24 protein-coding genes and 1 pseudogene are annotated in these 25,307 nt (G+C 69.6%); 13 read left to right on the top strand and 12 right to left on the bottom strand.

Features of this window, described 5'->3' with window-relative positions:
- Nucleotides 1–36: 36 nt before the first annotated feature.
- Nucleotides 37–564: a GNAT family N-acetyltransferase gene (locus ABD944_RS03785; protein ID WP_345172395.1), complete on the bottom strand. Its 528-nt coding sequence runs from the start codon at nucleotides 562–564 to the stop codon at nucleotides 37–39.
- Between the two features lie 63 nt (nucleotides 565–627).
- On the opposite strand from ABD944_RS03785, the pseudogene ABD944_RS03780 reads away from it, so the two are divergent.
- Nucleotides 628–941: pseudogene (locus ABD944_RS03780) on the top strand (IS5/IS1182 family transposase); the annotation flags it as partial.
- Nucleotides 942–1,152: 211 nt separating this feature from the next.
- Here the strand turns inward: ABD944_RS03780 and ABD944_RS03775 are convergent.
- Nucleotides 1,153–1,845, bottom strand: coding sequence for a trimeric intracellular cation channel family protein (locus ABD944_RS03775; protein ID WP_345172393.1), 693 nt, complete (start codon nucleotides 1,843–1,845; stop codon nucleotides 1,153–1,155).
- A gap of 141 nt (nucleotides 1,846–1,986) precedes the next feature.
- Here ABD944_RS03775 and ABD944_RS03770 point away from each other — a divergent pair, with 141 nt between their 5' ends.
- Both ABD944_RS03770 and ABD944_RS03765 read left to right on the top strand, forming a co-directional pair.
- Nucleotides 1,987–3,246 carry an amidohydrolase gene (locus tag ABD944_RS03770; protein ID WP_345172392.1) on the top strand — a complete coding sequence of 420 codons (1,260 nt, stop codon included), beginning with the start codon at nucleotides 1,987–1,989 and terminating at the stop codon, nucleotides 3,244–3,246.
- 17 nt (nucleotides 3,247–3,263) lie between these two features.
- Nucleotides 3,264–4,436: a glutathione-independent formaldehyde dehydrogenase gene (locus ABD944_RS03765; RefSeq protein WP_345172390.1), complete on the top strand. Its 1,173-nt coding sequence runs from the start codon at nucleotides 3,264–3,266 to the stop codon at nucleotides 4,434–4,436.
- Between the two features lie 563 nt (nucleotides 4,437–4,999).
- On the opposite strand, the gene ABD944_RS03760 is transcribed toward ABD944_RS03765, so the two are convergent.
- Nucleotides 5,000–5,887, bottom strand: a complete 888-nt coding sequence (locus ABD944_RS03760) for a tyrosine-type recombinase/integrase (RefSeq protein ID WP_345172388.1) — start codon at nucleotides 5,885–5,887, stop codon at nucleotides 5,000–5,002.
- A gap of 471 nt (nucleotides 5,888–6,358) precedes the next feature.
- Here ABD944_RS03760 and ABD944_RS03755 point away from each other — a divergent pair, with 471 nt between their 5' ends.
- From ABD944_RS03755 to ABD944_RS03735, 5 genes are all read left to right on the top strand, one after another.
- Nucleotides 6,359–6,703 carry a hypothetical protein gene (locus ABD944_RS03755; protein WP_345172386.1) on the top strand — a complete coding sequence of 115 codons (345 nt, stop codon included), beginning with the start codon at nucleotides 6,359–6,361 and terminating at the stop codon, nucleotides 6,701–6,703.
- Nucleotides 6,704–6,764: 61 nt separating this feature from the next.
- Complete coding sequence (locus tag ABD944_RS03750) at nucleotides 6,765–7,172, top strand: hypothetical protein (RefSeq protein WP_345172384.1); 408 nt, start codon at nucleotides 6,765–6,767, stop codon at nucleotides 7,170–7,172.
- A gap of 288 nt (nucleotides 7,173–7,460) precedes the next feature.
- The gene (locus ABD944_RS03745) at nucleotides 7,461–7,664 is read left to right on the top strand and encodes a cold-shock protein (protein WP_345172382.1); all 204 of its coding nucleotides are present in this window, start codon (nucleotides 7,461–7,463) and stop codon (nucleotides 7,662–7,664) included.
- Nucleotides 7,665–8,375: 711 nt separating this feature from the next.
- Nucleotides 8,376–8,762, top strand: coding sequence for an STAS domain-containing protein (locus ABD944_RS03740; protein ID WP_345172380.1), 387 nt, complete (start codon nucleotides 8,376–8,378; stop codon nucleotides 8,760–8,762).
- A 420-nt stretch (nucleotides 8,763–9,182) separates the two neighbouring features.
- Nucleotides 9,183–10,916: a SpoIIE family protein phosphatase gene (locus tag ABD944_RS03735; RefSeq protein WP_345172378.1), complete on the top strand. Its 1,734-nt coding sequence runs from the start codon at nucleotides 9,183–9,185 to the stop codon at nucleotides 10,914–10,916.
- 380 nt (nucleotides 10,917–11,296) lie between these two features.
- On the opposite strand, the gene ABD944_RS03730 is transcribed toward ABD944_RS03735, so the two are convergent.
- Genes ABD944_RS03730 through ABD944_RS03690 form a run of 9 tightly spaced genes read right to left on the bottom strand, consistent with a single transcriptional unit; the run spans nucleotide 11,297 to nucleotide 18,408 of the window.
- On the bottom strand, nucleotides 11,297–12,484 hold the full coding sequence (locus tag ABD944_RS03730; protein WP_345172376.1) for an NAD(P)/FAD-dependent oxidoreductase: 1,188 nt from the start codon (nucleotides 12,482–12,484) through the stop codon (nucleotides 11,297–11,299).
- Complete coding sequence (locus ABD944_RS03725; RefSeq protein WP_345172374.1) at nucleotides 12,481–13,452, bottom strand: LLM class F420-dependent oxidoreductase; 972 nt, start codon at nucleotides 13,450–13,452, stop codon at nucleotides 12,481–12,483. Before ABD944_RS03725 ends, ABD944_RS03730 begins: the two co-directional genes overlap by 4 nt.
- Nucleotides 13,449–14,267 (bottom strand): 3-(cis-5,6-dihydroxycyclohexa-1,3-dien-1-yl)propanoate dehydrogenase, encoded by an 819-nt coding sequence (gene hcaB / locus ABD944_RS03720; RefSeq protein ID WP_345172373.1) that lies wholly within the window; start codon nucleotides 14,265–14,267, stop codon nucleotides 13,449–13,451. Before hcaB ends, ABD944_RS03725 begins: the two co-directional genes overlap by 4 nt.
- 13 nt (nucleotides 14,268–14,280) lie before the next feature.
- Nucleotides 14,281–14,787 (bottom strand): 3-phenylpropionate/cinnamic acid dioxygenase subunit beta, encoded by a 507-nt coding sequence (locus ABD944_RS03715; RefSeq protein WP_345172371.1) that lies wholly within the window; start codon nucleotides 14,785–14,787, stop codon nucleotides 14,281–14,283.
- The gene (locus ABD944_RS03710) at nucleotides 14,784–16,082 is read right to left on the bottom strand and encodes an aromatic ring-hydroxylating oxygenase subunit alpha (RefSeq protein WP_345172369.1); all 1,299 of its coding nucleotides are present in this window, start codon (nucleotides 16,080–16,082) and stop codon (nucleotides 14,784–14,786) included. Before ABD944_RS03710 ends, ABD944_RS03715 begins: the two co-directional genes overlap by 4 nt.
- Nucleotides 16,079–16,426: a non-heme iron oxygenase ferredoxin subunit gene (locus ABD944_RS03705; RefSeq protein WP_345172367.1), complete on the bottom strand. Its 348-nt coding sequence runs from the start codon at nucleotides 16,424–16,426 to the stop codon at nucleotides 16,079–16,081. The genes ABD944_RS03710 and ABD944_RS03705 overlap by 4 nt, the downstream gene beginning before the upstream one ends.
- Nucleotides 16,416–17,258, bottom strand: coding sequence for a DODA-type extradiol aromatic ring-opening family dioxygenase (locus ABD944_RS03700; protein WP_345172365.1), 843 nt, complete (start codon nucleotides 17,256–17,258; stop codon nucleotides 16,416–16,418). The genes ABD944_RS03705 and ABD944_RS03700 overlap by 11 nt, the downstream gene beginning before the upstream one ends.
- Nucleotides 17,259–17,260: 2 nt before the next feature.
- Entirely contained in the window at nucleotides 17,261–17,572 is a 312-nt protein-coding gene (locus ABD944_RS03695; protein ID WP_345172363.1) for a hypothetical protein, read from the bottom strand.
- A complete protein-coding gene (locus tag ABD944_RS03690) occupies nucleotides 17,569–18,408 on the bottom strand; it encodes an alpha/beta fold hydrolase (protein WP_345172361.1) in 840 nt (279 codons plus the stop codon). The genes ABD944_RS03695 and ABD944_RS03690 overlap by 4 nt, the downstream gene beginning before the upstream one ends.
- 118 nt (nucleotides 18,409–18,526) lie before the next feature.
- Between ABD944_RS03690 and ABD944_RS03685 the strand changes: the two genes are divergently transcribed.
- The 5 genes from ABD944_RS03685 (at nucleotide 18,527) to ABD944_RS03665 (ending at nucleotide 25,200) form a co-directional block, all read left to right on the top strand.
- Complete coding sequence (locus ABD944_RS03685) at nucleotides 18,527–19,177, top strand: TetR/AcrR family transcriptional regulator (protein WP_345172359.1); 651 nt, start codon at nucleotides 18,527–18,529, stop codon at nucleotides 19,175–19,177.
- 106 nt (nucleotides 19,178–19,283) lie between these two features.
- On the top strand, nucleotides 19,284–20,885 hold the full coding sequence (locus tag ABD944_RS03680) for a class I adenylate-forming enzyme family protein (RefSeq protein ID WP_345172358.1): 1,602 nt from the start codon (nucleotides 19,284–19,286) through the stop codon (nucleotides 20,883–20,885).
- A 958-nt stretch (nucleotides 20,886–21,843) separates the two neighbouring features.
- Nucleotides 21,844–21,969, top strand: coding sequence for a zinc-ribbon domain-containing protein (locus tag ABD944_RS03675; RefSeq protein ID WP_345172356.1), 126 nt, complete (start codon nucleotides 21,844–21,846; stop codon nucleotides 21,967–21,969).
- Nucleotides 21,970–22,245: 276 nt separating this feature from the next.
- Entirely contained in the window at nucleotides 22,246–23,226 is a 981-nt protein-coding gene (locus tag ABD944_RS03670) for an AraC-like ligand-binding domain-containing protein (RefSeq protein ID WP_345172354.1), read from the top strand.
- A gap of 426 nt (nucleotides 23,227–23,652) precedes the next feature.
- Nucleotides 23,653–25,200 carry a M4 family metallopeptidase gene (locus ABD944_RS03665; RefSeq protein ID WP_345172352.1) on the top strand — a complete coding sequence of 516 codons (1,548 nt, stop codon included), beginning with the start codon at nucleotides 23,653–23,655 and terminating at the stop codon, nucleotides 25,198–25,200.
- The last annotated feature ends 107 nt before the right edge of the window (nucleotides 25,201–25,307 follow it).

Below are 25,307 nucleotides of genomic sequence, written 5' to 3'. Positions count from 1 at the left end.
TCGTACTGCTAAGGGCTGTCCCGTAACTGTTGGTCGTCACCGGGTGGCGGCGTGCAGGTCCCGGCTGTACCGGTCGAACCTTGTGCCGTCGCTGCTGTGTGTCGGCTTGCCGGGGGTGAACCCTGCCCGCTGTGCGACTGCGGCAGATGCGGGATTCCGCGGCTCCACTTGGATTACCGCCTCCGCAGCGCCCTCACTCGCCGCGTACTGGGAGGCCAACAGGACCGCGCGGGTAGCCAGGCCACGCCCCCGCCAGGACGGATAGAGGCCGTAGGCGACATTCACCTGGCCGGGCGCCAGACCCTCTCCTGCGAATCGCAAGTCAATCGTGCCCACGAGCACCTCGTCGGGACCCGTCCGGATGCCGAACGCGCGGAGTGGTCCGGCGGTGTCCCACTGCTCCCGGCAGTGCCGGAGGTACGCCTCGATGCCCTGTCGCGTGCCTGGGCCGCCGTTGAGCCAGCGAACGAGCAGCTCGTCCTCCCCTGCGAGGTGCGCCTCCGCATCGTCCAGGCGCAGGGGGGACAGAGTGATGATCCCGTCGGACAGCTTCACTTCATGCATCCGGTGATTCTTGACGCCAGAGCCGTGCCGCACCATCAATTTCTGTTCGGCATCACGCGGACCGTGTGGCTGGTGATCAAGGCGTCGGAGCCGTCCTGGACAGTCCCGTTCACCGGGCTGAGCCCGCGGCAGTTCGGCGAACTGGTGACGGTTCTGCGGCACGAGGGTTCGGACGCGCCGTCCGCAAGGGCCGGCCGTGGAGCCTTCCGCTGGAGGACCGGGCACGCTGGTCGCGGCGTACTGGCGCACTAATGGTCGTCATCGACGCCGAAACCCGCCCGGTCGTCGTGGTCGGCCGGCCGCCCGCCGGGAACCGCAACGACTGCAAGGCGTGGGAGAAGTCCGGAGCCAAGTCTGCCGTCGGCAGAAGCCTCAGCCGATGTCAGATGCGCCGTCGCCGCCGGGAAGGCCGCACCCTGTGCGTGGCGTCCCACGAGTGGAGCGTCGTAGCGATAAGGAACGTTCTGTTGCTAGGAAGCAGTAACGGAGACTGGTGCGGTGTCTGAGTTCTCGCTGCCGGGCGGGGCCGTGAGTGGGAGCGTTCGTGCGGGTGACACGGTGCGCCGACGGCCTCCTGCTCGTCAGGGCTTACTCGGCGTTGGGTGGTCGGTGGTCGGGGTCGCGCCGGTCGTGGCGGGTGACCTTGCCGAGGACGTCGCGTGGCTCCCAGGTCGTTCCCTCGGGCAGTGCCCAGCCCCGCCGGTAGGCGATCACCCGCAGGGCGGTGCCGGTCACGACCCCCGCGACCGTTCCGGCGACGGGGGCGCCGAGCCCGGAGCAGGCAACCTGGATCCCGGCGACCACGAGCGCGACAGAGGCGTAGAGGGCATTGCCGCCGAACACCGCCGGGACGCGCTGGAGAAGCAGGTCCCGGACAGCGCCGCCACCGACCGCCGTGATGGTCCCCAGCAGGAGCGCGGGGAGCCAGCCGAGCCCGACGTCCAGGGTCTTCTGCGCCCCCGTGATGGCCCACACGCTGAGCGCGATGGCGTCCAGCAGGTAGAACACCCGGTTCCAGTCCTGCTCAGTGAACTGGAGCAGGAAGGCCAGCATTCCGCCGACGAGCGCGGTGGGAATGTAGAAGGCGTTGGTGAGGGCGTCCGGCGGCCCGTGCTGCAGAAGCGTGTCGCGGATCAGACCACCGCCCAGCCCGGACACCAGCCCGATCGAGAGGTACCCGAAGAGGTCCAGGTCGCGCTTGCGCGCCACCGCGCCCCCGAGCAGCCCGTTGATGAACACCCCGATCAGGTCGAGCACCGTCGTGATCGTCGCGATCCCCACACGGCGATCTTAAGGATCACCGGCCGGAGCCAGAGGCGGGCGACCGGCGGCCTTGTCGAACGTTTGCGGCTGTTTGGCGCGTTTAGGCCCCCATAACGGTAAGCATGCAGAGCGTCACCTTTTCGGGTGAGAGGAAGGGCGATGGTCACTGCAACCGGGAGCGCCGGGCGGGTGCTGTCCGGGCTGGACGACATCAGGTCTGATCTGGAGTCTCTCTACCGGGATCTCCATGCCCACCCCGAACTCGGGCATCAGGAGACGCGGACGTCCGCCCTGGTAGCCGAACGCCTGAACTCCTGGGGATACCAGGTGCACGATCGGATTGGCGGCACCGGCGTGGTCGGCGTGCTGGACAACGGGGAGGGCCGGCATGTGCTCTTCCGCGCCGACATGAACGCCCTTCCGATCAAGGAGGAGACGGGCCTGCCGTACGCCAGCACGGTCACCGACGGGGACGGGCGGCCTGTCATGCACGCCTGCGGGCACGACACCCATGTGGCCGCCCTGCTCGGCGCGGCACAACTGATGGCCAAGGCCAAGGACGCCTGGAAAGGCACCTACACCGTGCTGTTCCAGCCCGCCGAGGAGCCCGGTGACGGCGCCGACGCCATGGTCGAGGACGGGCTCACCGACCAGGTCCCCCGGCCCGACGTGTGCCTGGCCCAGCATGTGCTGCCATATCCGGCGGGGCAGGTACTCACCCGGTCAGGGTCGGCATTGTCAGCGGCGGACAACTACCGAATCACCGTCCACGGCCGGTCCGCTCATGGTTCGGCCCCGAACATGGGCATCGACCCGGTGGTGATGGCCTCGATGCTCGTCGTCCGGCTGCAGACGGTCGTCTCCCGCGAACTGGGCCCGCTGATCCCGGCGGTGCTCACCGTGGGCAGCATCCACGCCGGCTCCAACCCCAACAACATCCCCGACTCGGCCGAGATTCAGCTGAACGTCCGCACCTACGACGAAGGTACGCGCGACCAGATCAGGGACGCCATCGAACGGATCGCCACCGCCGAGTGCTCGGCGTCCGGCGCGCCCAAGCCCCCCGACATCGAGCACTTCGGCAGTTTCCCGCCCACCGTCAATGACTCCGGCACCACCCGCAAAGTCGCCGCCGCGTTCGACGACTTCTTCGGCGACCGGGCCCGGCCGCTCCCCCTGCAAACGGCCAGCGAGGATTTCAGTCAGATCCCCAAGGCGTTCGGAGTTCCGATCACTTTCTGGGGGTTCGGCGGCGTGGATCCCGACCGGTACGCCTCGGCCGCCAGGAGGGGAACTGTGGCCACCGACATCCCGGCCAACCACAGCGCCGCGTTCGCCCCCGTCATCCAGCCCACGCTGGACACCGCTGTCCAAGCAGCCGTGGTCGCTCCCCTCGCCTATCTCGGCGCCGCGCGGTAGACCGGAAGGAGACGCAGATGAGAGCGGTGGTGTTCCAAGGCGACCGGGAGGTCGAGGTCAAGCAGGTACCTGACGCCCGGATCGAGGAGCCGACGGACGTGCTCGTGCGCATCACCTCCAGCGCGATCTGCGGCACCGACCTGCACATGTACGACGGCCGGACCGGCGCCGACCCGGGCCTGGTTCTGGGGCACGAGGCGCTCGGCACGGTCGCGGAGACCGGGCCCGGGGTCCAGACGATCAACGCCGGGGACCGGGTCGTCCTGCCGACACATCTGTTCTGCGGCCTGTGCGCCAACTGCGCACGCGGCCTGTCGGCAGCCTGCCTGCGCGTACGCCCCGGAGGCTTCGGCGCGGCCTACGGGTACGCCGGAATGGGCCACTACACCGGCGCCCAAGCCGACCAGCTGCGCGTCCCGTACGCCGACGCCAACTGCGTGCCACTGCCCGGCGAGCCCGGCGACGAACGCGAGGACGACTTCGTCACCCTGGCCGACGCGTTCGTGACCGGCTGGCACGCCACCGAACTCGCCCAGGTCCGCCCCGGACGCACGGTGGCGGTGTTCGGCGCCGGCACCATCGGCCTGCTGGCCGCCTACAGCGCGCGGCTGCGCGGCGCCGCCGAGGTCTTCGTGGTGGATCGCATACCCGAGCGGCTGGACAAGGCGGTCGAAGCGGGCGCCATACCGGTGAACACCGCCGACGGCGACCCCGTCGAGCAGATCCGCGACCACCGGCGCAGCACCGGGCTGCCGCGCGGCGAGGAACCGCTGGACGGCGTCGACTGCGGCATTGACGCAGTGGGCTTCCAGGCCCGCGACCGAGCAGACTTCTCCAAGGAGAAGCCGACCCAGGTCCTCGCCGATCTGGCCCGCCTGATCAACCAGACCGGCCATCTGGGCATCATCGGCCTCTATGCCGGCAAGGACCTGCACCCCGCCCCGGAAGGCAGCGCCGACGGTGCACTGCGCCTGCCCTGGGGAACTCTGTGGGGCAAAGGAGTGACGATAGGGACCGGCCGCACGCACGACCGCCGCTACACCGTACCGCTACGCGACCTGGTCACCTCCGGGATCGCCCGCCCCGGGTTCGTCGTCACCCACCACGTGGACCTGGAGCAGGCCCCGGCCCTGTACGCGGCCTTCGATCGCCGCGAGGACGGTGTCATCAAAGCCGTCCTCCACCCGTAGCAGCCGCCGACCTTGGCTGACCATGAAAGGTGGCCGGCCAGGACCTTGGCAGTTGGCGTGCTGCCTCCAGAACTCCATCGATACGCACGGACGAACACCCGCGTTCCATCCGGGACGAAGAGGCCTCGGACCGTCATCTTGCTCATAGTAGAAGCCTCTTAGGCGGGGTTTGGGGAGCCAACCAGGGAGCCCTCGTGGTCTGCCCCATAGCATTTAGGCGGAAAGGCAGTAACCACCCTACCATTATTGGGGACTACCGTGATCCGCGTCAGATCGCCACCACCATTAGCAAGGCCCGCCCCCCGGGCCGACAACGCGACCGGCATCCCATACATAAACGTATCCAGGTCTAGGCAGTCCGGTTCTCGGGTCGGCGGCGTCCGGAGCGGGGTGCCCCGATAAATCGTTTCCATTATGTCTTTTTTCAATGCTTCTAGGCCAATAAAGATGCCAGCATCGTCGGCGACAAGGACCCCGGGCCAGTTTCGGTCCAGAATGTGGATCGCCAGCGACCTAGAAAGGGTGGGGTTCGCTGGCGCCTTGGAGGTCGGTGCGGGTGGGCGCTATCCGGGCTGGGTATAGCGCCGGGTGGTGTCCAGGCGGGTGTGGCCGAGTAGTTCGGCGACGCTGACGATGTCTGCTCCGGCGTGCAGCAGGTTGGTGGCAAAGGTGTGCCGCAGGACGTGTGCTGAGACGGTCGGATTGCCGTCCTGGTCGGTCAGGCCGGCGTCAAGGGCGATCTCGTCGAGGATCTGATCGACGGCCCGCGCCGACAGGCGCCCGCCCCGGCGGTTGAGCAGCAGGGCGGGGGTGTCGGCGCCGGGCCAGGCGGCTCGTTCGCTCTTCCAGGATGCGACGGTGTCGCATGTTGCGGCGTCGGTTAGCGGGACCTCGCGGGAGATCTCATTCTCGGCGGAACGGACACCGACCCTGGCCTGGCGTGCCGACAGTGGCACGTCACCGGTGTCCAGGGCGACCAGCTCGGAGACGCGCAGTCCGCAGTAGAGCAGCAGCCGTCCGATCACCCGATCGCGGGCCAGAGCGCGGCGCTGGACCGCGCCCAGGTACCGCTGCTGCTGGGGGGTCGTCAGAGCGCGGGGGGCTCGGCGAGGAGTGCGGGTGCGGCTCACGCCGGCCTTGCCCAGTCCGAGGTGTTCGTAGAAGCGGTCCAGCGCGGTGAGGTGGGCGTTGACGGTGTTGTCTGAGCGGCCTAGGACGGTCTTGAGGTAGGTCTTGTAGTCGCGAGCGCTGAGGTCGCGCACCTGCGGGTCGGTCAGGGGGTCACCGTCGGCAAGGTTCGCAGCGTCCTGTAGCCAGGCCAGGAACACCCGGACGCGGGAGTCGTAGGCACGGCGGGTGGCAGCGTCCAGCGCCGTGTCGGCCAGGGCGGCGGCGTAGTCGGTGTGGACGCCGAGGTAGGCGTCGGGTACCTGCTGACGGCGACCTGCCACCACTTCCCCCTCGAGCTCAGGAACTCCCGTCGGACTTCACTTCTGATATTAGCCAATATCAGAAGTCGCTGATAGAGTGAGCATATCCGGAAACGACGACATCTCCGCCCCTGGGGTTGACCCGTCGCGCGGCCCCAACTCCGCCAGAAAAGATGTGCTCCATTGTCAGGATCCTGCCCGTGACCCAGATCGCCCCGGCGAGGACCCCAGCGACACGCCCCGACCCCCAATGCGTGGACCGGTCGCCCATCGCACATCCGCGGCGGTGCCGCCGTCCCGTCCCTGCGGCCGGCCCGAGCCGGGCCGCTACCTGAACGCCGGACTCGCGCCCCTCGGCGTCAGGACCCGTGCTGTGACAGCGGACTTGTGACCAGCAGGTCCGACGACTCCGCCGACGGCCCCCAACCGGTGGTGCACGCTGGTCGATGGCACCTGCCCGGCACGCGCTGGGCGGCTGCCCGGACCCGTCGAGTGATCCGCACCGCGCTCAGGCAGTGGGATCTGGGCGCCGCCGCCGACAGCCTGGCCTGGCAGGCGGCGTCCTCGATCCGGAAACTGGCCGCCCGCCCGGTCGACTGCGTAGCCGGCCAGATCGAACTGTGTCTCGAACTACGCCCAACCGACCGCCTGCTCCTGATCCAGATACAACGCGGACCCGAGCGGCCTGAAGCCGATGACGGCACCCTCGCCGAAGAAGATTGCCGCCACATCATCGCCATCGTCTACGGGCACCGCCGCGCTCACAACGGCCCTGGCATCTGGTACACCCGCACCTTCGTCTGGCGCCGGCCGGACAGCCCCGCCATCGACCACTGACCTGCCCCGCCCCTCAGCTCCACGATTCGCCCCCGATCCCTCACTGAAAGGAACCACCCCCATGGACACCGACCCCACCAAGAACACGCCGAGCACAGCCGCAACCAGCCCCAACGCCCCCGTCCCCGCAGACACGGACAGCGACACCGCGGTCCCCACCGACCGGCCGGACGCTAAGCCCGCCGCCGGCCGCGCATGGCAACCGGCCCAGGCACTCCGTGGCCGGATCGGCAAACTGGCCGAAGCCGTCGGCCCCTCTCGTCTACCCGGCCTCTCCGCCGACCAGAGCCCGACTCCGCTCAAGATCCGCCGCGGAGCGGCGGCGATGTTCGTCGCAGCCGCCGCCGCAGCGGTGGGGGTATGGCTGTGGCGCCGGCATACCGCCGACCGCCGACGAACGTGCCGCCATCGGGCCGCTCACCGGGTCCGCCAGACCGCTGCCCGCGGACGCGCCCGACTCCCGATCTGACCCGGACGGGTCCGGGCTGTCTCAGACGTCCGATCACCTCGCCAGAACCCGTCATCACCGTGCGGGGGCCGCCGCCACCTCGGTGGAATGCGGGAAATCGCTGGGGGTCTGTGGCTGTGGTGTAGTGTGGGCAGCAATGGTTGTAGTCGAGTTTTGCGAACGTGGAAACGCCCGCATAGTTCCGACAGCGGGCGTTTCGTCATTTTGGGTCACTCCAGACGGGCGTACGGCCAGCAGCCCGGATCAACGCGACCGCGTCGATCCGCACCCGTCCGAAGGAGACATCCCATGACTCAGGGAACCGTGAAGTGGTTCAACCCCGACAAGGGCTTCGGGTTCATCGCCCCCGATGACGGCAGCGCCGACATCTTCGTCCACCAGTCGGTGATCGAAAGCGACGGCTTCCGGACCCTCGAAGAGGACCAGAAGGTGGAGTTCACCTCCATCCGCGGCCCCAAGGGCATGCAGGCCGACCTGGTCCGCGCGCTCTGACAACGCGCACGGAGAACGATCGAGCCGAGGGGCAGGTCCGCTTTTGCGGACCTGCCCCTCGGCTCGATCCGGTGAAGTGCGCTAAATCGGCCTGATCGCCCGGGAACGGTTGCCAGCGCATTTCTTTCTTCGCCTTTTTGGTGGTGAGGATTTGACGCCGACGAATTCTAAGGCGATCCCTGGCCCACCCGCAGGTGCTGAACCCATGTCACTGGGGCGACCTGGGCACGTGAGTAGGCCGGCTCGTTGATCGTGGTCGTGCAGGCGTGACAGGCGCTTCGCCGTCCGCCGGATCCGCCCATGAAGGTCGTTGCGCGAACCTGATCTGTGGTGATCGGGTTTGGAGAGTGACAGGGAAACGTCCCCGGGTCCGCCGTTTCCGCCGGGGTCAGCGTGAGGGCGGCCTGTCCAGGGGGTGCCCGGTGGCGTAGGCTCGGTGGCACCGAGGGCATTTCGTGCGCGGGCCACCATGCCGGCGCCGTCTTCGGCGATCACGATCCGGTCTTCGACGGACCGAGAACGGGGCCTCGAAATGGCCCGCACAGTGTTCGACTCGCACAGGTTCCCAGACGGCGGCCCTGACCGGCGATGTGCTGCGGTGAGATCCTCGCCTCCCGTGACGTCTACGCCCGCCCCCGTGCCGCACGATCCGGTGTCACTCGTCGCCCACCTCCCGGGCCCGGCAGGGCGTTCCGTGATCGGAGATCACCAATGAGCACCCTGAGCGCCGCGTCCGCTGCCGGTGGCCCGGCCGCGACGGCCGTCGAGAGGCGAGTACCCGCCCGCCGGCGCCCCGGCCACACCATCGTCGCGCTGCACGGCCACCTGAACTCCTCCGCGGCGCCGGCGCTGCGCGAGCACCTGATGGGATTGCTGCGTCCCAGCGGTCGGCTGCTGATACTCGACCTGGGCGAGGTGTCGTCCTGTGACGAGGCCGGGCTCGCCGTCCTGGTCGGCATCCAGCACCGCGCCGCAGGCCTCGGGATCACCGTCCGCCTCGGCGCCGCGAACCGGCAACTCACCGAACTCCTCCACCTCACGGGCCTGGACCGCGTACTCGTGGTCCAGGCGACCCCGGCGGTCCAGGCCGCGGCATGACCGCCGGGACTCTGGACGCCACGGGCATGGCGGCCAGAGCGCACCGTGTCCGGCCAGGCCGGTTGTACCGGACAACGCGGGACGTTCACTGATCGGGCGGAACCGTGATCTCTCGCCGAGCGCTCTCCCCCACCGGCGGCCAGCCGAGAGGTCCATCGAACTCCGAGGCGAGCCGATGACGATGAAAGACGACTACCTCGCGCTGGTGAAGGGCCTCGCCGCAGGCATGGCCATCGCGCTGGCCGCCGTCTGCGCGGTCGTCGCCGTCGTCTCTCTGATCGTCTCCTGAACCGGCCGAGCGGAGGCGACCGGGCGGTGCACCGGTACCGGGGACGCCTCCGGGGAGCGGGCCGCCGGCAGATCGGTCCATGCACCTGCGGGACCGAGGTGTTCCGGTGGCCACGAGGGGCAGGGATCCTGATGTCCGACCAGGAGGAGCAGATGAGCGGGCAGCCGCACGACCGGGGCGGGGCGGACCCCGCCGGCCTGGTCGAGGCGATGAACTCGGCGATCGTGGCCGTCAGCGCGTCCGGCAGGATCACGGCTTGGAATCCCTGGGCCCGGCATCTGCTGGGGCACTCCTCCGAAGAGGCGCTGGGAAGGCCGGTGGAGCGGTTCCTGCACCGCGCCTCCGAGGGCGATCTCCCTCTGCGGCTGGACTGCCGCATTCTCCGGACGCTGCGGACCGGTGTCCCCGACCACGCCGACGGCGACTCCTTCACCCACCGCGACGGGCATTCGGTGACGCTCTCCTGGTCATCCGCGCCGGTCTACGCCGACGAGCCGGGCGCGGAGGAACGCGAGGCCGGGACGGTGACCGGAGCGGTCATCGTGCTGCAGGACGCGGCCGAGCGGCTCCGGATCGAGCGGGAACAGCACGACCGGATGGTGCAGGCTCGGCGGGCCAACTCCCGGTTGGCTCTGGTCGCCGAGATCACCACGGTGCTGTCGTCCACCCTGGACGAGAACGAGGTGCTGCATCGGCTGGTCCGGATCGCGGTCCCCGCGCTCGGTGACTGGGCGGAGGTCGACCTTCTCCTCCCCGACGGACGCGTCGAGCGGGTGGCCGCGACCCACCGTGAGATCTCCCCCGCCGACACCGCTCTCCTGGAAGGGCCACTGCCGCCACTCCCCCGGTCCCCGCGCGGCCCCCTCGCACGAGTGCTGCACGGCGCCCCGACCATGGTCATCAGCGGCGACGCCGCCCAGCCGTACTCCGACGAGCCGCTCACCGCCGCGCAGCACGAGCTCTTCCAGACCATGGACGCCCACAACGTGATCATCACCCCCCTGACGGCCCGGGGCGAGACCTACGGCGCGCTGACCCTGGGCTACTCGCGCCCCGGTCACGGCTACGGTCCTGACGACCGGCTCGTCGTGGAGGACATCGCGCGCCGCACCGGACTCGTCCTGGCCAACGCCCGGCTGTACACCGCCCAGCGGAACACCGCCGAAGCCATGCAGCGCAGCCTGCTCACCCCTCTGCCCCAACCGGACGACCTGCGACTCCAGGCCCGGTACCTGCCCGCCGCCTTGGCCAGCTGGGTCGGCGGCGACTGGTACGACGCCTTCCCCCTCGCCGACGGCGCCACCGGGCTGGTCATCGGCGACATCATGGGCCACGACCTGCACGCGGCGTCCCGCATGGCGCAGGTCCGCAACATGCTCAGGGCCCTGGCCTGGGACCTCGCCGCGCCCCCGAGCACCGTCCTGGAGCGCCTGGACGCGGTGATGGACGCCGTCAGCGACGCCGAACTCGCCACCGCCGTGTTCGCCCGCGTCGAAAGGACCACCGCCGGATCCTGGCAACTGCGCTGGTGCAACGCGGGCCACCCCCCGCCGCTCCTGATCACCCATGACGGCGCCACGACCTTCCTCGAAGAGCACGGAATGCTGCTCGGCAACCCCACCCTCACCGGTGGCCGCCCCGACGGCACTCGCGAACTGCCGCCGCTGTCCACCCTGCTGCTCTACACCGACGGCCTCATCGAGACCCGCGGCACCGACCTGACCGACAGCCTCACCGGCCTTCGCCGCCACAGCGCCCACCTGGCCCGGCTCCCCGTGTCCGACCTGTGCGACCAACTCCTGGAGCGCATGGAGCTCAGCGGCGAGGACGACGTCGCTCTCCTCGCCCTCCGCGTCCCAGCATGAAGGCACGAAGGTGGCTCGGGCGTGCGCATGCGCTGACAGGAGCTCGCTGATCTGGCCGTGGTCACCCGCCTGTCTGTAGGGGTGTCGAACCGCCGGGATCCCCTTGCCGAGGGCGTCTTCACGGTGGACATGACAGGAGGCGCGCCACATCACAGACTCCATCGACACGCGCTGACAAGCACCTACACCATCGAAGCCAGAGGCTTCGAACCCGATCTTGCTCGCCGTAGGACCCTCCTGGACGGGAGGAGGCATGGGAGCCGATCGGGGAGCCACCGTGGTCGGCCCCCTCCGGACCCGGCACGACTTCCCTGACGTTTCCGCAGGTGAGTGGCTCCCCGATCGACTTCCCTCGGCCTTGATCGACTGGTCTTCTGTGATTACAAGGCGGTTTCGTTCAGCCGGACGTCCGGGTCGGCGGCCCGGTCAGCAGACAGGGGGACTCGGCTGGCGATGAGGCGCCGCGCGTCTCTCGCGGTGCGCGGGTCGTCGATGGAGAGCGCGGCACGCAGCCGCGGCCCCTGGAACCACAGGGCCGCCCAAGGGCCCCGACCGGCGGGGTTCCCACGCAGGACGAACGTGTCCGCCGGACGGTGATGGCCCACATACTGGATCCGGTGCCCAAGCTGCTCCGACCAGAAGTAGGGCACCGGGTCGTAGGGCTCACCGAGACCGAGGAGATTTCGGGCGGCGGTCCGGCCGGATGCTGCGGCGTGGTCCCAGTGCTCGACGCGGAGCCGGTCACCGAACAAGCTGGAGGGCCAGCGGACGGCGTCCCCCACGGCGAAGACGGAGCCCGGGCCGGCACGCAGTGTCGCGTCGGCTTCGACGGCGCCGTCAGGAGCCAACGGAACACCGCTGCCGTGGAGCCAGCCGGTGGCCGGGCGTGCGCCGATACCCATGACGACGAGATCGGCGTCGACGCGCCCGCCGTCCGCCAGACGCACGCCGCGTTCGTCCGCCCCGTCAACCGGGGTGTCCAAGCGCAGGTCGATCCCCCGGTCGGCGTACCAGGGGACGAAGTGTTCCGCGAGTGGGGCGGGCATCGCCCGCGCGAGCGGGGCGGACGCGGCGTCGATCACGGTGACCTTGAGGTTCAGCGCGGCGGCGCGGGTGGCGACCTCGTTGCCGATCCAGCCCGCGCCGACGACCGCGACCGAGGAGGCGGTGCGCAGAGCTTCGCGCAGGCGCAGCGCGTCGAGGGCGGTGCGCAATTCGTGGACGTGGGGTGACGGATCGGCGAGCCTGATGGGGGAACTGCCCGTCGCGATGATGAGCCCGTCGTAGGGGTCGGTGCCGGTCGTGCTTTCGACGGCGTCAGGGTAGAGCCGAAGGGCACGGGAGCCGGTGCGCACCTCGATGTCGTGTGCTGTGGGCAGCGTGGTGTCGTCGACCGTCCCAGCGAGCAGTTCCTTCGACAGCGGTGGCCGGTCATAGGGCGGGCACGGCTCGTCGGTGAGCAGGATCAGCTCACCGTCGTAGCCTTCGGCTCGAAGAGTGGTCGCGGCGGTGTGCCCGGCGAGGCCGCCGCCCACGATGACGATCCTGCAGGGGACGTGCCGGTTCACGGTCCGGTCCAGGCGGCCAGAGTGCGCAGGGTGTGCTCGCCTGCCGGGTCCTCATCGGTGCAGCACGGCAGGACGGCGATCTCGTCGACGGCGTAGGACGCGAGCCGCGCCGCGACCTCCTCCGGCCCGCCGAGCGCCGCCACCACGTGGACCAATTCGTCCGGGACGGCGGCGAGCAACTCGGACGGATGGGGGCGGCTGCGCGCCAAGGCGACCACGTCGCCGAAGCCGGCCTCCTCGAACATCTGCGCGTATCCGGGCGCGGCGAGATAGCCGACGACGGCCCGGCGGACCTGCTCACGTGCCTGCGCGCCACCGTCCACGGCCACCGGCACCCACGCCGCCACCGGTGGTGCGCTGGTGCCGGCCGCATCGGACTCGGATCGGAGCCGCGCCGCGAGCCGTCCCGCCGAGTCCGCCGTGACCAGGCTGACCACCATGCGGTCGGCGTGCCGGGCGGCCGCGCGGACCGCCGCCGCCCCGAACGCCGCGATCGTGATGGGACTGCGGGGTGCCGGCAGCCGAAGCCGGTAGTCCTGGACGCGAACGGTTCTGCCTTCGAAGCCGGCCCGCTCTCCGGCGAGCAGGTGCCGCAGGACCTCGGCGGACTCGGCGAGCGCGGTGGGAGGATCCCGCCGTTCGCGGCCGTGCCAGCGCTCCACGACGTGCGGGCTGGAGGTGCCGATCGCGACGCCGGCGACGCGACCGGTCAGATCGGCGAGTGACGCCACCGCCATCGCGATCATCATCGGGTCGCGGACGGCGACCGGCAGCGGCCCGGGCGTCAGCATGATCGAGGACGTCCGGGCGGCCACCGCGACCGCGAGGGCGAACGCGTCGTACGTGGCCATCTCGCCGATCCACAGTTCCGGAAAGCGGAGCTCGTCGGCGAGGGCGGCCGTTTCCAGGGCTTCGCGTGCGGGCCTGTCCTGCCACAGCCCGAGCGATACCGTCAGCTTCGGGTTCATCGGGCGCCTTTCGGTCGACGTGCCGCACCGCGGACTTCGAGCCCGCCGTCGCTCGGCAGGATGGCTCCCGTCATGAAGCGGGAGTCACGCGGGTCGGCGAGAAGGACGTACAGGCCGGCGTGGTCGGCGGGGTCGCTGACGAAGCCGAGCGGGATGTGCCGGTCGAGCCCGTCCAGTTCCGCGTCCAGGCGCCGGTCGGCGGTGCCGAGGGCGGCCAGCCCGCCGAGTGCCGTCAGCGTCGCACCTGGGGCGACGCCGTTCACCCGGACGTCCGGGGCCAGTTCGTGGGCGAGCTGCCGGACCAGCCCGACCACCGCGTGCTTGGACGCGACGTACAGTGCCCCACCGCCGCCCGCGTACAAGCCGCTGGAGGAGACCGTGAAGATGAGGCATCCGCCGCTGTCGCGCAGTGCCGGAAGTGCCGCACTTGCGCCGAGCATGTAGCCGAGAACGTTCGTCTCGAACAGCTCGGCGAAACCCGCCGCGACCCGGTCCTCGCCGAGGTCCTCGAAGCGGGTCGAGTAGTCGTACACGCCAGCGTTGGCGACGTAGGCGTCCAAGCGGCCGTGGACGTCGAGTGTTCGGGTCACCGACGCGGCGTGGGCTTCGGGCTCCCTGACGTCTCCGATCTCGACCGTGACCCGGTCACCGTGATCGCGGGCGAGCGCCGCGGCCCGCCCGGGGTCGCGTTCGAGAACGCCCACACGCGCTCCCTCGGCGACGTAGCGGTCGACGATGGCCCGGCCGATGCCGCTTCCGCCGCCGGTCACCAGCGCGACCAGGCCGTCGAGCCGTCCTGTACCTGTTGCCGTCATGTCGTGCCGGTTCCTAGAAGAAGGTGTTGATGTTCTTGGCGGGGAGAACCGCGTGCCGCAGGAGGACGAGCCGGCGGGCGATCCGCAGCTCGCCCGAGACCCGGCGCAGGACGTCCTCGCGCCGCCCGTACAGGGTCGCGGCGTCGATGTCGCCCTGGCCCCGGTAGTTGACGATCACCGAGCGGACGAGCAGCTCGCCGGGCGTCTCCGCCGGCTCCACCTCGATGTTGGACACGACGTGCAGGTGCCGGGTCGCCGGGTCCTCCGCCCACGCGGTGGGCGCAGTGAAGCGGACGACACGACGGCGCAGGTCCTCAAGAGTGTCGTCGAAGTAGGCCATACGGGACGGCGCGTAGGGGCCGTCCGGATCGGACCGGCCGCGGTTCTCCACGCCGGGGACCCAGTAGTGCGCGTCCTCGGTGAAGAGCCCGAGCCATTCGGTGTACCGCTCTTCGTCGAGCAACCGCGCCTCGTAGGCGAGGAAGGTCTGGACCTCCCAGTACGTCTCCATCGCGGTCATGACGCCGCCTCGTCCCATGTGCGGGCGCGAAGGAGTTGCGACCAGCGCCGGTAGAACGCCCGCTGGTTGGCGTCGTTGATCTGTCCGCGGTGCACGTTGCCGGGCAGTTCGGGGTGCTCGATCGCCGTACCGGACCCGAGGCCGTAGTAGAGCCGCTGCTTCCGCGTCACCACGCCCGCGTTGGACCGGGTGGCCAGCTCCCAGTTCTCGCCGTCGTCCATCTCGAAGACGCCGGAGGGAGAGAAGGTCATCATCGCTCCCTTGCGCCACGCGTCCTTCACATCCTGGGGGGCGCTCCGGTTCACCAGGACCCAGGTGTGCAGCTCGGTGCGGTGCGGTCCCTTCGGCTGCCATGTCCGGAAGGTGTTCTGGCCGGGCAGGAACGAGAAGTTCGGGAAGACGTTCACCGAGCTGATCGAGCCGACCATCCGCGCCCGCAGGTCGCCGAGCCGCTCGGCGACGCGCTTCTCATGGTCGCGCAGGTAGGCCACGACCCGTGGGTCACCGAGGGTGGCGGCGTTCCCGACGCCGTCCAGGTTGAACTCCCAGCAGTGGCCGTTCGCGTTGACGTGGTAGCTCTCGGCGTCCTCCGCGCCCAGGTCGGGGACGCCGCGGCCGAGCATGGCCTCCGCGCCGGACGCGTGCGTCCAGCCGGCGTGCAGCGCGTCACCGGCGAAGTTCTCCGCCGCGATCTTCCAGTTGCAGCCGAGGACGGACTTGATCGAGCCGCCCGCGAACTCCGTGCCGCCCTCGTCGTTGTCGAGGATCACGTCGAGATAGAAGGCGAAGTCGCCGAGGTAGTCCGACAGCGGCGGCGCGCCGGGGTCGAACGTGGCGAACACCAATCCCTTGTAGGTGTCGAGTTGAGCCACGGGGGTGAGCCCGAGCCGGGAGCGGTCGAAGCCCGGTTCCCGGCCGAAGGCCGCGGACTCGTGCACGCCGGTGAGCCCGCCGTCGAGGCCGAACGACCAGCCGTGGTAGTTGCACACGAACCCGCGGGCCGTCCCCACTTCGGCGGTGCACACGCGATTGCCCCTGTGGGGACAGCTGTTGAGGTAGGCGCCGATGGAGCCGTCCCGCCGCCGGACGACGAGCACGTTGTCCTCGCCCATCCAGGTGGTGAGGAACGCCCCGGGCTTCGGCAGCTGGGACTCGTGGGCGACGAACAGCCAGCACCGGGCGAAGATCCGCTCCAGCTCCAGTTCGTAGACGTCCCGGTCCCAGAAGACGCGGCGATCGAGCCAGCCGTCGTCCAGCCCGGACAGTGCGAGCAGTTCGTCGTTCATGCCGCTCATGCCGACCTCCGCGCGAGGAACGCGACGACCATGCCGTCCTCGACGACCGCCCTGTACACGGTGAGGGGTCTGGACGCGGGGAAGCACAGGGCCTCGCCCGTCGCCAGGTCGAACTCCGCCCAGTGCACCGGGCAGACGACCCGGCCTCCCTCCAGATCGCCTTCGCTCAGCGACGCCTCGGCATGGGTGCAGGTGTCGTCGGTGACATGGATCGTCCCGTTCACATTCGAGACCAGCAGCGGCCCGGCGTCGCCGGTGACGACGCGCAGCATCCGCCCAGGAGGCACATCGTCTGCCGCGCACAGGACCGTACGGCCTCCGGTGCTCTTGAGGTCAGCGGACATCGGCGGCCTCCAGCGGGACCAGCTCGGCGAAGCCCAGGCCGGTGATCCACTCCGGGACGGCCTCGTAGGCGATGACGTCCCCCCGGCAGGGCCCCACGGCCGACATCGCCGCGACGAACGTGCGCACTTCGAGTGCGCCGTTGCCCGCTTCCGCAAGCATCTCGGCGTCATCCAGGCCGGCCAGTGCGGCGGTGTCGCCGGCGGCGACGCGGTCGAGCACCATCCGGTCGAAACCGGAGTCGATCCGGCCCATCTCGGCGGTTCCGACCCAGTGGCTGATACCGCCGCTGCCGATGACGGCGACGCGCTCGTCCTCTCCGGCGGCCTCGACGGCCTCCCGGATCGCCTCTCCGGCGCGGACGGCGCGGGCGAGCGGCAGCAGCGGCTCGACGCCGCAGGCGAGGTAGACGGGGATCACCGGCAGCCCGAGTGGCTCGGCGACCAGATGGTAGGGGATGACCACGGAGTGGTCCGCGGTGAACGTCGGTGCGACCGCCCAGTCGACGCCGTGCCGGTGCCCGTGCCCGGCGATGTGCCGGGCCAGCGGCGCGTTGTCCGGCAGCGGGCCGCGTGCCAGGCCGGGCAGCCGCTCGACCGGACCGTCCAGGTCTCCGGTCGCGATGAGCAACTGGGGCAGGCAGCCGGGGCCGAACAGGATGTAGTGGTCGGTGCCGATGATCACCACTGTGGTCGGGTCCAGCGCGGCGAGCCGCCGGGAGATCTCCCGGTACGCCTCGTGCACGCGCTCGCGCACCGGCGCGTCCGGCGCGTCCGGATGCGTGAACATCATCGGGTCGTGGGGCAGCAGGAAGCCGCCGACGATGCTGCCCATGGTCAGTCTCCCTCTGAATCGCCGGACGCGGGGACGGGTCGCCGAGCGGGTGTTTCGGCGCGCAGCCTGGCCAGATAGCCAGGTGCACCGCGCTCCCCCTCGGGCGCCAGCATCAGCCAGAACCCCCACACGAGCATCGGGTTGGCGGCCAGCGAGGCGAGGCCGCGAACGTCCCGGTCGGTCAGCATCGCCGCCTCCTCCCCGGTCAGCCGGTAACGATCGGCGAAACGGGCGGGAGATTCCTTGAAGGTCTCCCGGGCGCGCCGGTCGACGTTGAGGTCGTAGAGCGCCTTCTCGACGCCGTGCAGGCTCATGCCCGCCTCCCGGCGAAGTCGCGGACGAGGGCGGTGAACGCGGCGGGCCGTTCGAGTTGCACCCAGTGGCCGCATTGCCCGAACACGTGAAGCTCGGAGTCCGGGATCGAGCGGGCCAGGCGCCAGCCGAGCTCCACGGGGATGACCTCGTCCTCGCGCCCGTGGACGATGAGCGCGGGCTTGGCGATCGCGCGGAGCCTGTCCTCGGGGACGCCTCTGACCGGCGTGTCCCCGGGGCCGGGTTCCGGAATCAGCTTCCGGAAGGCCGCCTGGGCGCCCGGGGCGGCGCTGGCCTCGTACCTCGCCCGCACCATCTCCTCGGTGACGAGGCTCTTGTCATACGGGAACAGCCGCAGGATGCGCCGCATCTCGTCCGGATCGGGTTCGTAGTGCCAGCCCGCCCGGAGCCCCTCGGTCATCGTGAACGTCCCGGCGGGCGTGCCGAGCAGCACGAGGCCGTCCACGCGGGACGGGTCCCGCAGCGTTGCGGCCAGCGCCAGGCCGCCGCCGAAGCTGTTCCCCACCAGCACGGCGGACGGGATGTCCAGGGCGTCGAGAAACGCGAAGAGCTGCCGCGTCCAGAGCTTGATCCCGTACTCGGTCCCCTCCTGGAACAGGGTCCTGCCGAATCCGGCGATGTCGGGCGCGAGCACCCGGTGCCCGGCAGCGAGTGCGGGCAGCACTCCGGACCAGTTCGACCAGGCCGAGACGCCTGGGCCGGATCCGTGGAGCAGCACGATGGGCCGCCCGCTCCCGGCCTCGTGGTACGCGGTCTCGTGGCCGGCCGCGAGGACCCGGCGCACCTGGGCGCCCTGGTCGAAGAGTCGGTCTCCCACCACGACACCTCCCATTCATTCGATCGGTCAATCGATTTATTTTGGGGACTGTAGCAGCCGGACCACCGGGCCGCAAAGCGATCGATCGGCCGATCGATCATTCGGCTAGCATCGGAGCGTGATTCCAGAGGACACCGCACGACGAGACGAGGCCACGACGCGCAGGCGTCCGGGGCGCAAGCCCGGCAGCCGGAACGACGACTGGGAGGACAAGCGGCGCCGGATCCTGGACGTCGCCGCCGACGTCTTCTTCGTCCGCGGCTACGACCGGGGCACCACGAAGGAGATCGCCGAGCGCGCGGGGATGAGCCAGCCGACGATCTACCACTACGTCGGCTCCAAGGAAGTCCTCATGTCGGAGATCGCCCGCCAGGTCGACCGCGACTTCACGAGAGCGCTGGACGACGCCCTCGCCGCTCCCGCCGACCCGGCGACGCAACTGCGTCGCGTCATCGACGCCTTCGTCCGCTCCCTCGCCCTCAACCAGCGAACGTTCGCCGTGTACTGGAAGGAGTTCCGCTCGCTGCCGGCGGACGTCGGCCGTGAGGTCAGCGGCCACGAGCGGGACTTCGTCGTCCGGGTCGAGGAGGTCGTCTCCCGCGCGCAGGAGCAGGGCGTCCTGCCGGCCGGGCACCCGACCCGCATCGTCAGCGAGGGGATCCTCGGAATGATGAGCTGGATGCACTGGTGGTACAAGCCGGACGAGTTCAACGCCGGACAGGTCTCCGCCGCGTTCTGCGACCTGATCGGCCTGCCGCCCGAGGACTGAGCGGCGGCTCCTCCTCTCATCCACGCCCGGCCCGTCCGAGCTGGGCTATTGACGTTCTATCGATAGACCGATAGAAAAAACGCACTCTGGTGAGAGGAGTGCAGCCATGCCTGCCTTGGATGGATCCGTCCCCTCGAGCACGTGCGGGCGCCGGCCGGCGACGATGGTCGCGGCGCTGCGCGAAGCGGTCGCCCTGGCCCCCGCCCGCGTGGCCGTGATGTGCGGCGCCGAGACGCTGACCTACGCCGAGTACGGCAGGGCGGTCGATGGTCTGGCCGCGCGTCTCGCCGAGGCGGGTGCGCGGGGTGCGACGATCGCGATCGCCATGCCCAACAGCCCCCGGATGGCGGTGGCGATCTTCGCGGTGTGGACGGCGGGCGGGAGCATCGCCTGCCTCAACCCCGGCTACACCCCGGCGGAACTGGTCCCGCTGCTGAAGGGGGCCTCACCCGCGTTCGTCCTCACCGACGCGGAGACGGCCGCACCCGGTCCGCTCGCGTCCGCCGCCGAACTGGGCTTGGACGTCCTGCCCGTCGCCGACGCCGATCTCCGGCCTGCCGGACCCGCGGACTCGGCGGCCCCGGTGGAGGGCCCGGCCCCCGACGACCTGGCCGCTCTTCTGTTCACCGGCGGCACCACCGGTCTGCCGAAGGGCGTTGAGTACACCCACGAAACGCTGCTGACGACGGTCGAGGGCGCCGAGCTGTGCTGGCCGACGCGCCCGGACGAGGAGATCTGGCTCAACGTGGCGCCGATGTTCCACATCTGGGGCCTGGCGATCGGTTTCCTGCACGCCGTCTACCGCCGCGGCGGGCTCGTGATGGTGCCGCGCTTCCTCCCCGCGGCGGTCGTCGCGGAACTGGAGCGGCATCGCGCGACGGTCTTCAGCGGCGGACCTGCGGCCATCTACGGCGGCGTCCTCGCGGCCCCCGAACTCGCCCGCGCCGATCTGGCGGCGCTGCGCCTCTGCCAGGGCGGCGGCTCGGCCATCCCCGCCGACCTGCAGGAACGCTGGCAGGCGGTCACCGGGCTACCGATCTACGAGGCGTACGGGATGACGGAACTGGCACCGATCACCTACAACCCGGTCGGGCGACCACCGCGCCCAGGCTCGGTCGGGATTCCCTCCCCCCTCGTCGAGGTAGAGGTCGCCGACCTCCGAACCGGCACGCCCGTCGCCGCCGGGGAGGTGGGCGAGATCAGGGTCAGGGCGCCTCACATGCTGCGCCATTACCGCGGCCTGGACGGAGAGATCATCCCCGCGCACCGGGACGGCTGGTTCCACACCGGTGACGTCGGACGCTTCGACGATGACGGCTACCTGCGCATCGTCGACCGCGCGAAAGACATGATCATTGTGGGCGGTTTCAACGTCTACCCCCGCGAGATCGACGACACGCTGCTCGCCCATCCCGCGGTGGTCGAGTCCGCGACCATCGGCGTACCGGACGAGCGCAAGGGCGAGCGGCCCGTCACGTTCGTGTCCGCCGCACCGGACACGCCACCCGACCTCCAGGAACTCGAACGCCACTGCGCCGAGCGTCTCACCGCGTACAAGCGGCCGTCCCGGATCCTCATCCTGCCCGAACTGCCGCGGACGCCCGCCAACAAGATCGACCGGATCGCCCTGCGCAAACACCCCGTGCTCACGTCCTCCGAGCCGGAGAACACACCGGAAGGCGCCGCCAAGGTCACCGAACCCGGTTGAGAAATCTCCACGGACGAACAAGCCAGCGCACGCCTCGGCTGGTCCGCCAGCGAGATCCCGCAGCGCGTCGGAACGTTCGGCCGGCCGGACACACTGGCGGAACTGATCATCTATGGCGGGCGGCCCTCTTCGACGACACGTCGCGTGTCAGGTAGTGGATGGCGTCGGCGGGGTTGTAGCGGTCTTTGCGGCCGTCGTGGTCGCTGTCGACGCCGCAGGCGGGTCATCGCCGACCTGCAACATGTGCTCGACCTGATCAACCCCGACCATGGGACGGACCCCAGGAATACCATCCGACGGGGAGCTTCTCGCGCTCATGGAGCAAACTCGACCACTACATCATGGGCGGCCCCTGCCTCATCGCTATGACCTTCTACTCAGAGGACGGCCACCGCCAGCTCACGATTTCGGCCGCCCTGAGCAACAAGGACAACTCCAGATCGGGCCAAGCCATGGGCAAGGCCATGGAGCACGTCTTCTGCCCATCCTCATAGCGGCGGCTTCGGCCCCCAGAGCCCCACGGCGAGGGCATCCGGTTTTCCAGCGGGTGCCCTCGCCGTCGCTTTGCCCAAGAACGCCTCGACCGGCGATCACACCGAACACCCTCTGCTCCTTGCGCCCCCTGACACGTCCTGGACCGCCTCCCCCAGGTCGCTCAGAAGCTTTGTTCGCTGCGCATCGAGGCGCGCGCCGCACCACCCTGGCACACCGGCCCGGCGGTGAACTGGTTCCAGCCCCCCGCCCTATCGGGCCATCAACGAGCCAGGCTTGCGCCCCCGCCGCAGAGCGATTCCATTGCCACTCTTCAGTATGCGTGCACGACTCTTACGGATGAGTGCACATTCTGCACTGATATGACCGAAGAAGCGCTTTCTCGTCGCCGACGACAGTCGCAGATGTGTACAGTTCGGATTGCTGGCGGTAAAGGCCGTCTGCGAATCATCAAAGGAGAGAAGCGATGCGCAAGATCGCGATGATCGTCCGCCGGGCGATGGGCGTCGACCAGTACCCGTGCCCCACCTGCGGCACTTACAACAGCGAGAACGCCAAGGTCTGCCAGAGCTGCGGCACCCGGATCGGCTGAGGTAGCGGCACACCGGGCAATCTCGTTTTACTTTTACCTTTAAGTCGGCTCCGGCGTTCGTTGCTTGCAACGAGCGTCGGAGCTCATTTCTTGGTGTGCGGCTCTGCCGGCAAGCCAATCAGGGACAAGCATCTGCACACCGAGACCTGCCGGAGTTCTGACCAGCGGAACCTGGCACCCTCATCGCGACGAGGGGGCTCCTCCTGAGGGGCAGGTCGCGAGTCCGTACGCAAAGGACCGCTCCTGGACGTGAATCGTCCAAGATTGAAAGCATCCATGCACACCGTGAGCACGAACGGGTTGGCGGCCGGCGAGCGGTTCGCCTTCTGGCATGAGGTCAGTTCCCGGACCTGGGTTCCCTACGAGCTCAGCTGCGACCCGGACCTGGAGACGAGTTTCCAAGCCCGTATGGATATCTGGGACTTGGGCTCTCTCCAGGTCGCGCTGATGACGACGACGCCCTACGTGATACGACGGACGGCGAAGCTCATCCGCCAGGACGACCCCGGGCTGTGCAAACTCGGGATCGCCGTGGACGGTGCGGGGAACGCCACGCAGAACGGCCGGGAGACGGCTTTCGGCGTCGGCGACCTGGTTCTCTACGACACCTCGCGGCCGTATTCGGCGACACTCTCCACGGACTCCCCCGTCGCTCGTCTGCTGGTGCTGCGATTCTCGCGCGACCTGCTGCCGCTGCCGGCCCGGGACCTCGACCGCCTGACCGCCGTGCGGATTCCCGGCTCCCAGGGGGTCGGGGCTCTCACCTCCGCCTTCCTCCTTCAACTCGCCCGGCACATCGGCGAGTACAGCCCCACTGACCTGGCAAGGTTGTCCACCCTCGCACTGGAGGCTCTGACCGCCGCCCTCGCCCACGAGTTGGAGGCCGGCGACGCGGTGCCGCTGCACACCCGCCGGCGGGCGCTCCTGGCCCAGATTCACACCTTCATCCAGCAGAACCTCAGCGATCCGGACCTGTCGCCGGCCTCGATCGCCGCCGCCCATCACATCTCCCTGCGCCACCTCCACAACCTGTTCAACGAGCAGGGCCGCACGGTCGCCGGTTGGATCCGCGAACGCCGTCTGGAACACTGCCGCCGCGACCTGGCCGAACCGCTGCTCGCCACCCGTCGGATCAGCGAGATCGCGGCGCGGTGGGGGTTCTCCAGGCCGCAACACTTCACCCAAGCGTTCCGCGACGCGTACGGCTTGTCTCCGCGCCAATACAGGGAGGAGCAGTATTGGCGCGCACGTAAGTAGGGCCACCAGCCTTGCAGAGGCCAGACTCGGCCTCCGAAAAGACGGCTTTGGCGGTCCACGCCCGCCATCCACGGTCTTCCCGGCCTGCGCAAGCTTCGTCGGGTGAGGGGCGAGGCCGCTGCGCGGATACTCGGGGCCAACCTCTGATCACCGGAGTCCGGTGCCGCCCGTGACTCCGGTGGGCCGGGCCGGATGATGTTCACCAGGGAATTTGCCTCGCATACAGTGCCTCAGTTCTTGGTTTGTGAAATTTCATGCTGCTTTGAATGTATTGACACGTTCAAGTCCGGCAAGGTGCACTTCGGGGCAGCTCATCCCGGATGAGCGACTCGTCCCCAATCCCCCCAGCGGCAAGGGCGTCTCAGGCCGCTCCCACGTGAGGCTTCGGACGCCCTGTGCCGTCGGGTCCGTGGAAGGAGCACCCCTGTGAGACACCAGACCGCGATCGGGGCGGCGGCGCTGGCGGCCGGCCTCGCCGTGGCGATGTCCGTCCCCGCCACAGGAGCGACCGCCCGCACCACCCCGGCCAAGCCGAACCCCCGCACGCTCGCGGCGGTCTCGGCCGACACCTTCGTGGCCGCCAAGCCTGCGGAGGTCAAGAAGGCCCCGAAGGACAAGATCTTCCGTACGAACGTCACCTCGGGCCTACGCGGCCTCCAGTACGTGGAGTACCAGCGCACCTACGACGGCCTGCCCGTCTACGGCGGCGACATCGTCGTCACCACGAACGCCGACGGCGGTGTGCTGAGCACCTCGGTCAACCAGACCGCGACGCTCAACGTCGGCGTCAAGGCGTCGATCAAGGCGTCGCAGGCCGCCGCGGTGTCGCGTGCCAAGGTCGCGAAGGTCGACACGGTCTCCACCCCCCGCCTCACCGTGCTGGCGGAAGGCAAGGGACGCCTGGTCTACGAAACGGTCGTCACCGGTCACCAGAAGAAGGGCGAGACGAAACTGCACGTGTTCGTCGACGCCAAGACCGGCAAGGTCGTCGGGACGTTCGACGACGTCCGCGACGCCGCCGATGACAGAAGCTTCTACCACGGCACCGTGGACCTGAGCACCGCGGCGACGTCCATGACCGACCCCTCGCGTCCCGGCCACCAGTGCGGCGGCCAGGGCGGCTCGGCCTACACCGGCACCGACAGCGCCTGGGGCAACGGCAGCGGGACGAACCTGGAGACCGGCTGCGTGGACGTGTTGTACGCGGTCCAGAAGGAATGGGACATGCTCAAGGCATGGCTCGGCCGCAACGGGACCAACGGCAACGGCCGCGGCTTCCCCTCGCGCGTGGGTCTGAACGACGTCAACGCCTACTGGAACGGCAGCTACACCAACTTCGGACACAACCAGTCGAACACCAAGCTGGCCACCTCCGTCGACGTCGTCGGCCACGAGAACGGGCACGCGATCTTCCAGACCACGCCCGGCGGTGCCAGCGGCGGCAGCGGCAACGAGAAGGGCGGCATGAACGAGTCGGCCGGCGACATCTTCGGCGCGCTGACCGAGCACTACATGAACGAGCCCTCCACCTACGACCCGCCGGACTACCTGGTCGGCGAGGAGGTCGACCTGGTCGGCCAGGGCCCGATCCGCAACATGTACAACCCGTCCGCGCTGGGCGACCCGAACTGCTACTCGTCCTCGATCCCCAGCACCGAGGTGCACGCAGCGGCCGGCCCGCAGAACCACTGGTTCTACCTGCTCGCCGAGGGCTCGAACCCGACCAACGGCAACCCGACCAGCCCGACCTGCAACAACTCCCGTGTCACGGGCATCGGCATCCAGAAGGCCGGCCAGATCTTCATGGGCGGCCTGAACCGCAAGGTGACGAGCTGGAGTCACGCCCGCGCCCGCGTCGCGACCCTCCAGGCGGCCAAGGAGCTGTTCCCCGGCTCGACCACCGAGTGCAACGCGGTGAAGGCCGCGTGGAGCGCCATCAACGTTCCCGCGCAGAGCGGCGAGCCGACCTGCTGATCCGTCCGACAGAGCACGTGGGACGTCACTGACGACCTCCCGGTACGCCCGGTGCGGGGGCCCGCACCGGGCGTACTCATCGTTCACCCGTCATCGCGGTTGCCGCC

The sequence above is a fragment of the Actinomadura verrucosospora genome (assembly GCF_039540335.1).
Taxonomy (GTDB): Bacteria; Actinomycetota; Actinomycetes; order Streptosporangiales; family Streptosporangiaceae; genus Spirillospora; species Spirillospora verrucosospora.
Note: the sequence above shows the minus strand (reverse complement) of the source record. Positions and strands in the feature narration are given on the sequence as shown.

Bases quoted from the DNA above. Each gene is read 5' to 3' on its own strand.
- ABD944_RS03785 (WP_345172395.1), bottom strand. From the start codon at position 564: ATGCATGAAGTGAAGCTGTCCGACGGGATCATCACTCTGTCCCCCCTG.
- ABD944_RS03770 (WP_345172392.1), top strand. From the start codon at position 1,987: ATGGTCACTGCAACCGGGAGCGCCGGGCGGGTGCTGTCCGGGCTGGAC.
- ABD944_RS03765 (WP_345172390.1), top strand. From the start codon at position 3,264: ATGAGAGCGGTGGTGTTCCAAGGCGACCGGGAGGTCGAGGTCAAGCAG.
- ABD944_RS03750 (WP_345172384.1), top strand. From the start codon at position 6,765: ATGGACACCGACCCCACCAAGAACACGCCGAGCACAGCCGCAACCAGC.
- ABD944_RS03745 (WP_345172382.1), top strand. From the start codon at position 7,461: ATGACTCAGGGAACCGTGAAGTGGTTCAACCCCGACAAGGGCTTCGGG.
- ABD944_RS03740 (WP_345172380.1), top strand. From the start codon at position 8,376: ATGAGCACCCTGAGCGCCGCGTCCGCTGCCGGTGGCCCGGCCGCGACG.
- ABD944_RS03735 (WP_345172378.1), top strand. From the start codon at position 9,183: ATGTCCGACCAGGAGGAGCAGATGAGCGGGCAGCCGCACGACCGGGGC.
- ABD944_RS03725 (WP_345172374.1), bottom strand. From the start codon at position 13,452: ATGAACCCGAAGCTGACGGTATCGCTCGGGCTGTGGCAGGACAGGCCC.
- hcaB (WP_345172373.1), bottom strand. From the start codon at position 14,267: ATGACGGCAACAGGTACAGGACGGCTCGACGGCCTGGTCGCGCTGGTG.
- ABD944_RS03715 (WP_345172371.1), bottom strand. From the start codon at position 14,787: ATGACCGCGATGGAGACGTACTGGGAGGTCCAGACCTTCCTCGCCTAC.
- ABD944_RS03710 (WP_345172369.1), bottom strand. From the start codon at position 16,082: ATGAGCGGCATGAACGACGAACTGCTCGCACTGTCCGGGCTGGACGAC.
- ABD944_RS03705 (WP_345172367.1), bottom strand. From the start codon at position 16,426: ATGTCCGCTGACCTCAAGAGCACCGGAGGCCGTACGGTCCTGTGCGCG.
- ABD944_RS03700 (WP_345172365.1), bottom strand. From the start codon at position 17,258: ATGGGCAGCATCGTCGGCGGCTTCCTGCTGCCCCACGACCCGATGATG.
- ABD944_RS03695 (WP_345172363.1), bottom strand. From the start codon at position 17,572: ATGAGCCTGCACGGCGTCGAGAAGGCGCTCTACGACCTCAACGTCGAC.
- ABD944_RS03680 (WP_345172358.1), top strand. From the start codon at position 19,284: ATGCCTGCCTTGGATGGATCCGTCCCCTCGAGCACGTGCGGGCGCCGG.
- ABD944_RS03675 (WP_345172356.1), top strand. From the start codon at position 21,844: ATGCGCAAGATCGCGATGATCGTCCGCCGGGCGATGGGCGTCGACCAG.
- ABD944_RS03670 (WP_345172354.1), top strand. From the start codon at position 22,246: ATGCACACCGTGAGCACGAACGGGTTGGCGGCCGGCGAGCGGTTCGCC.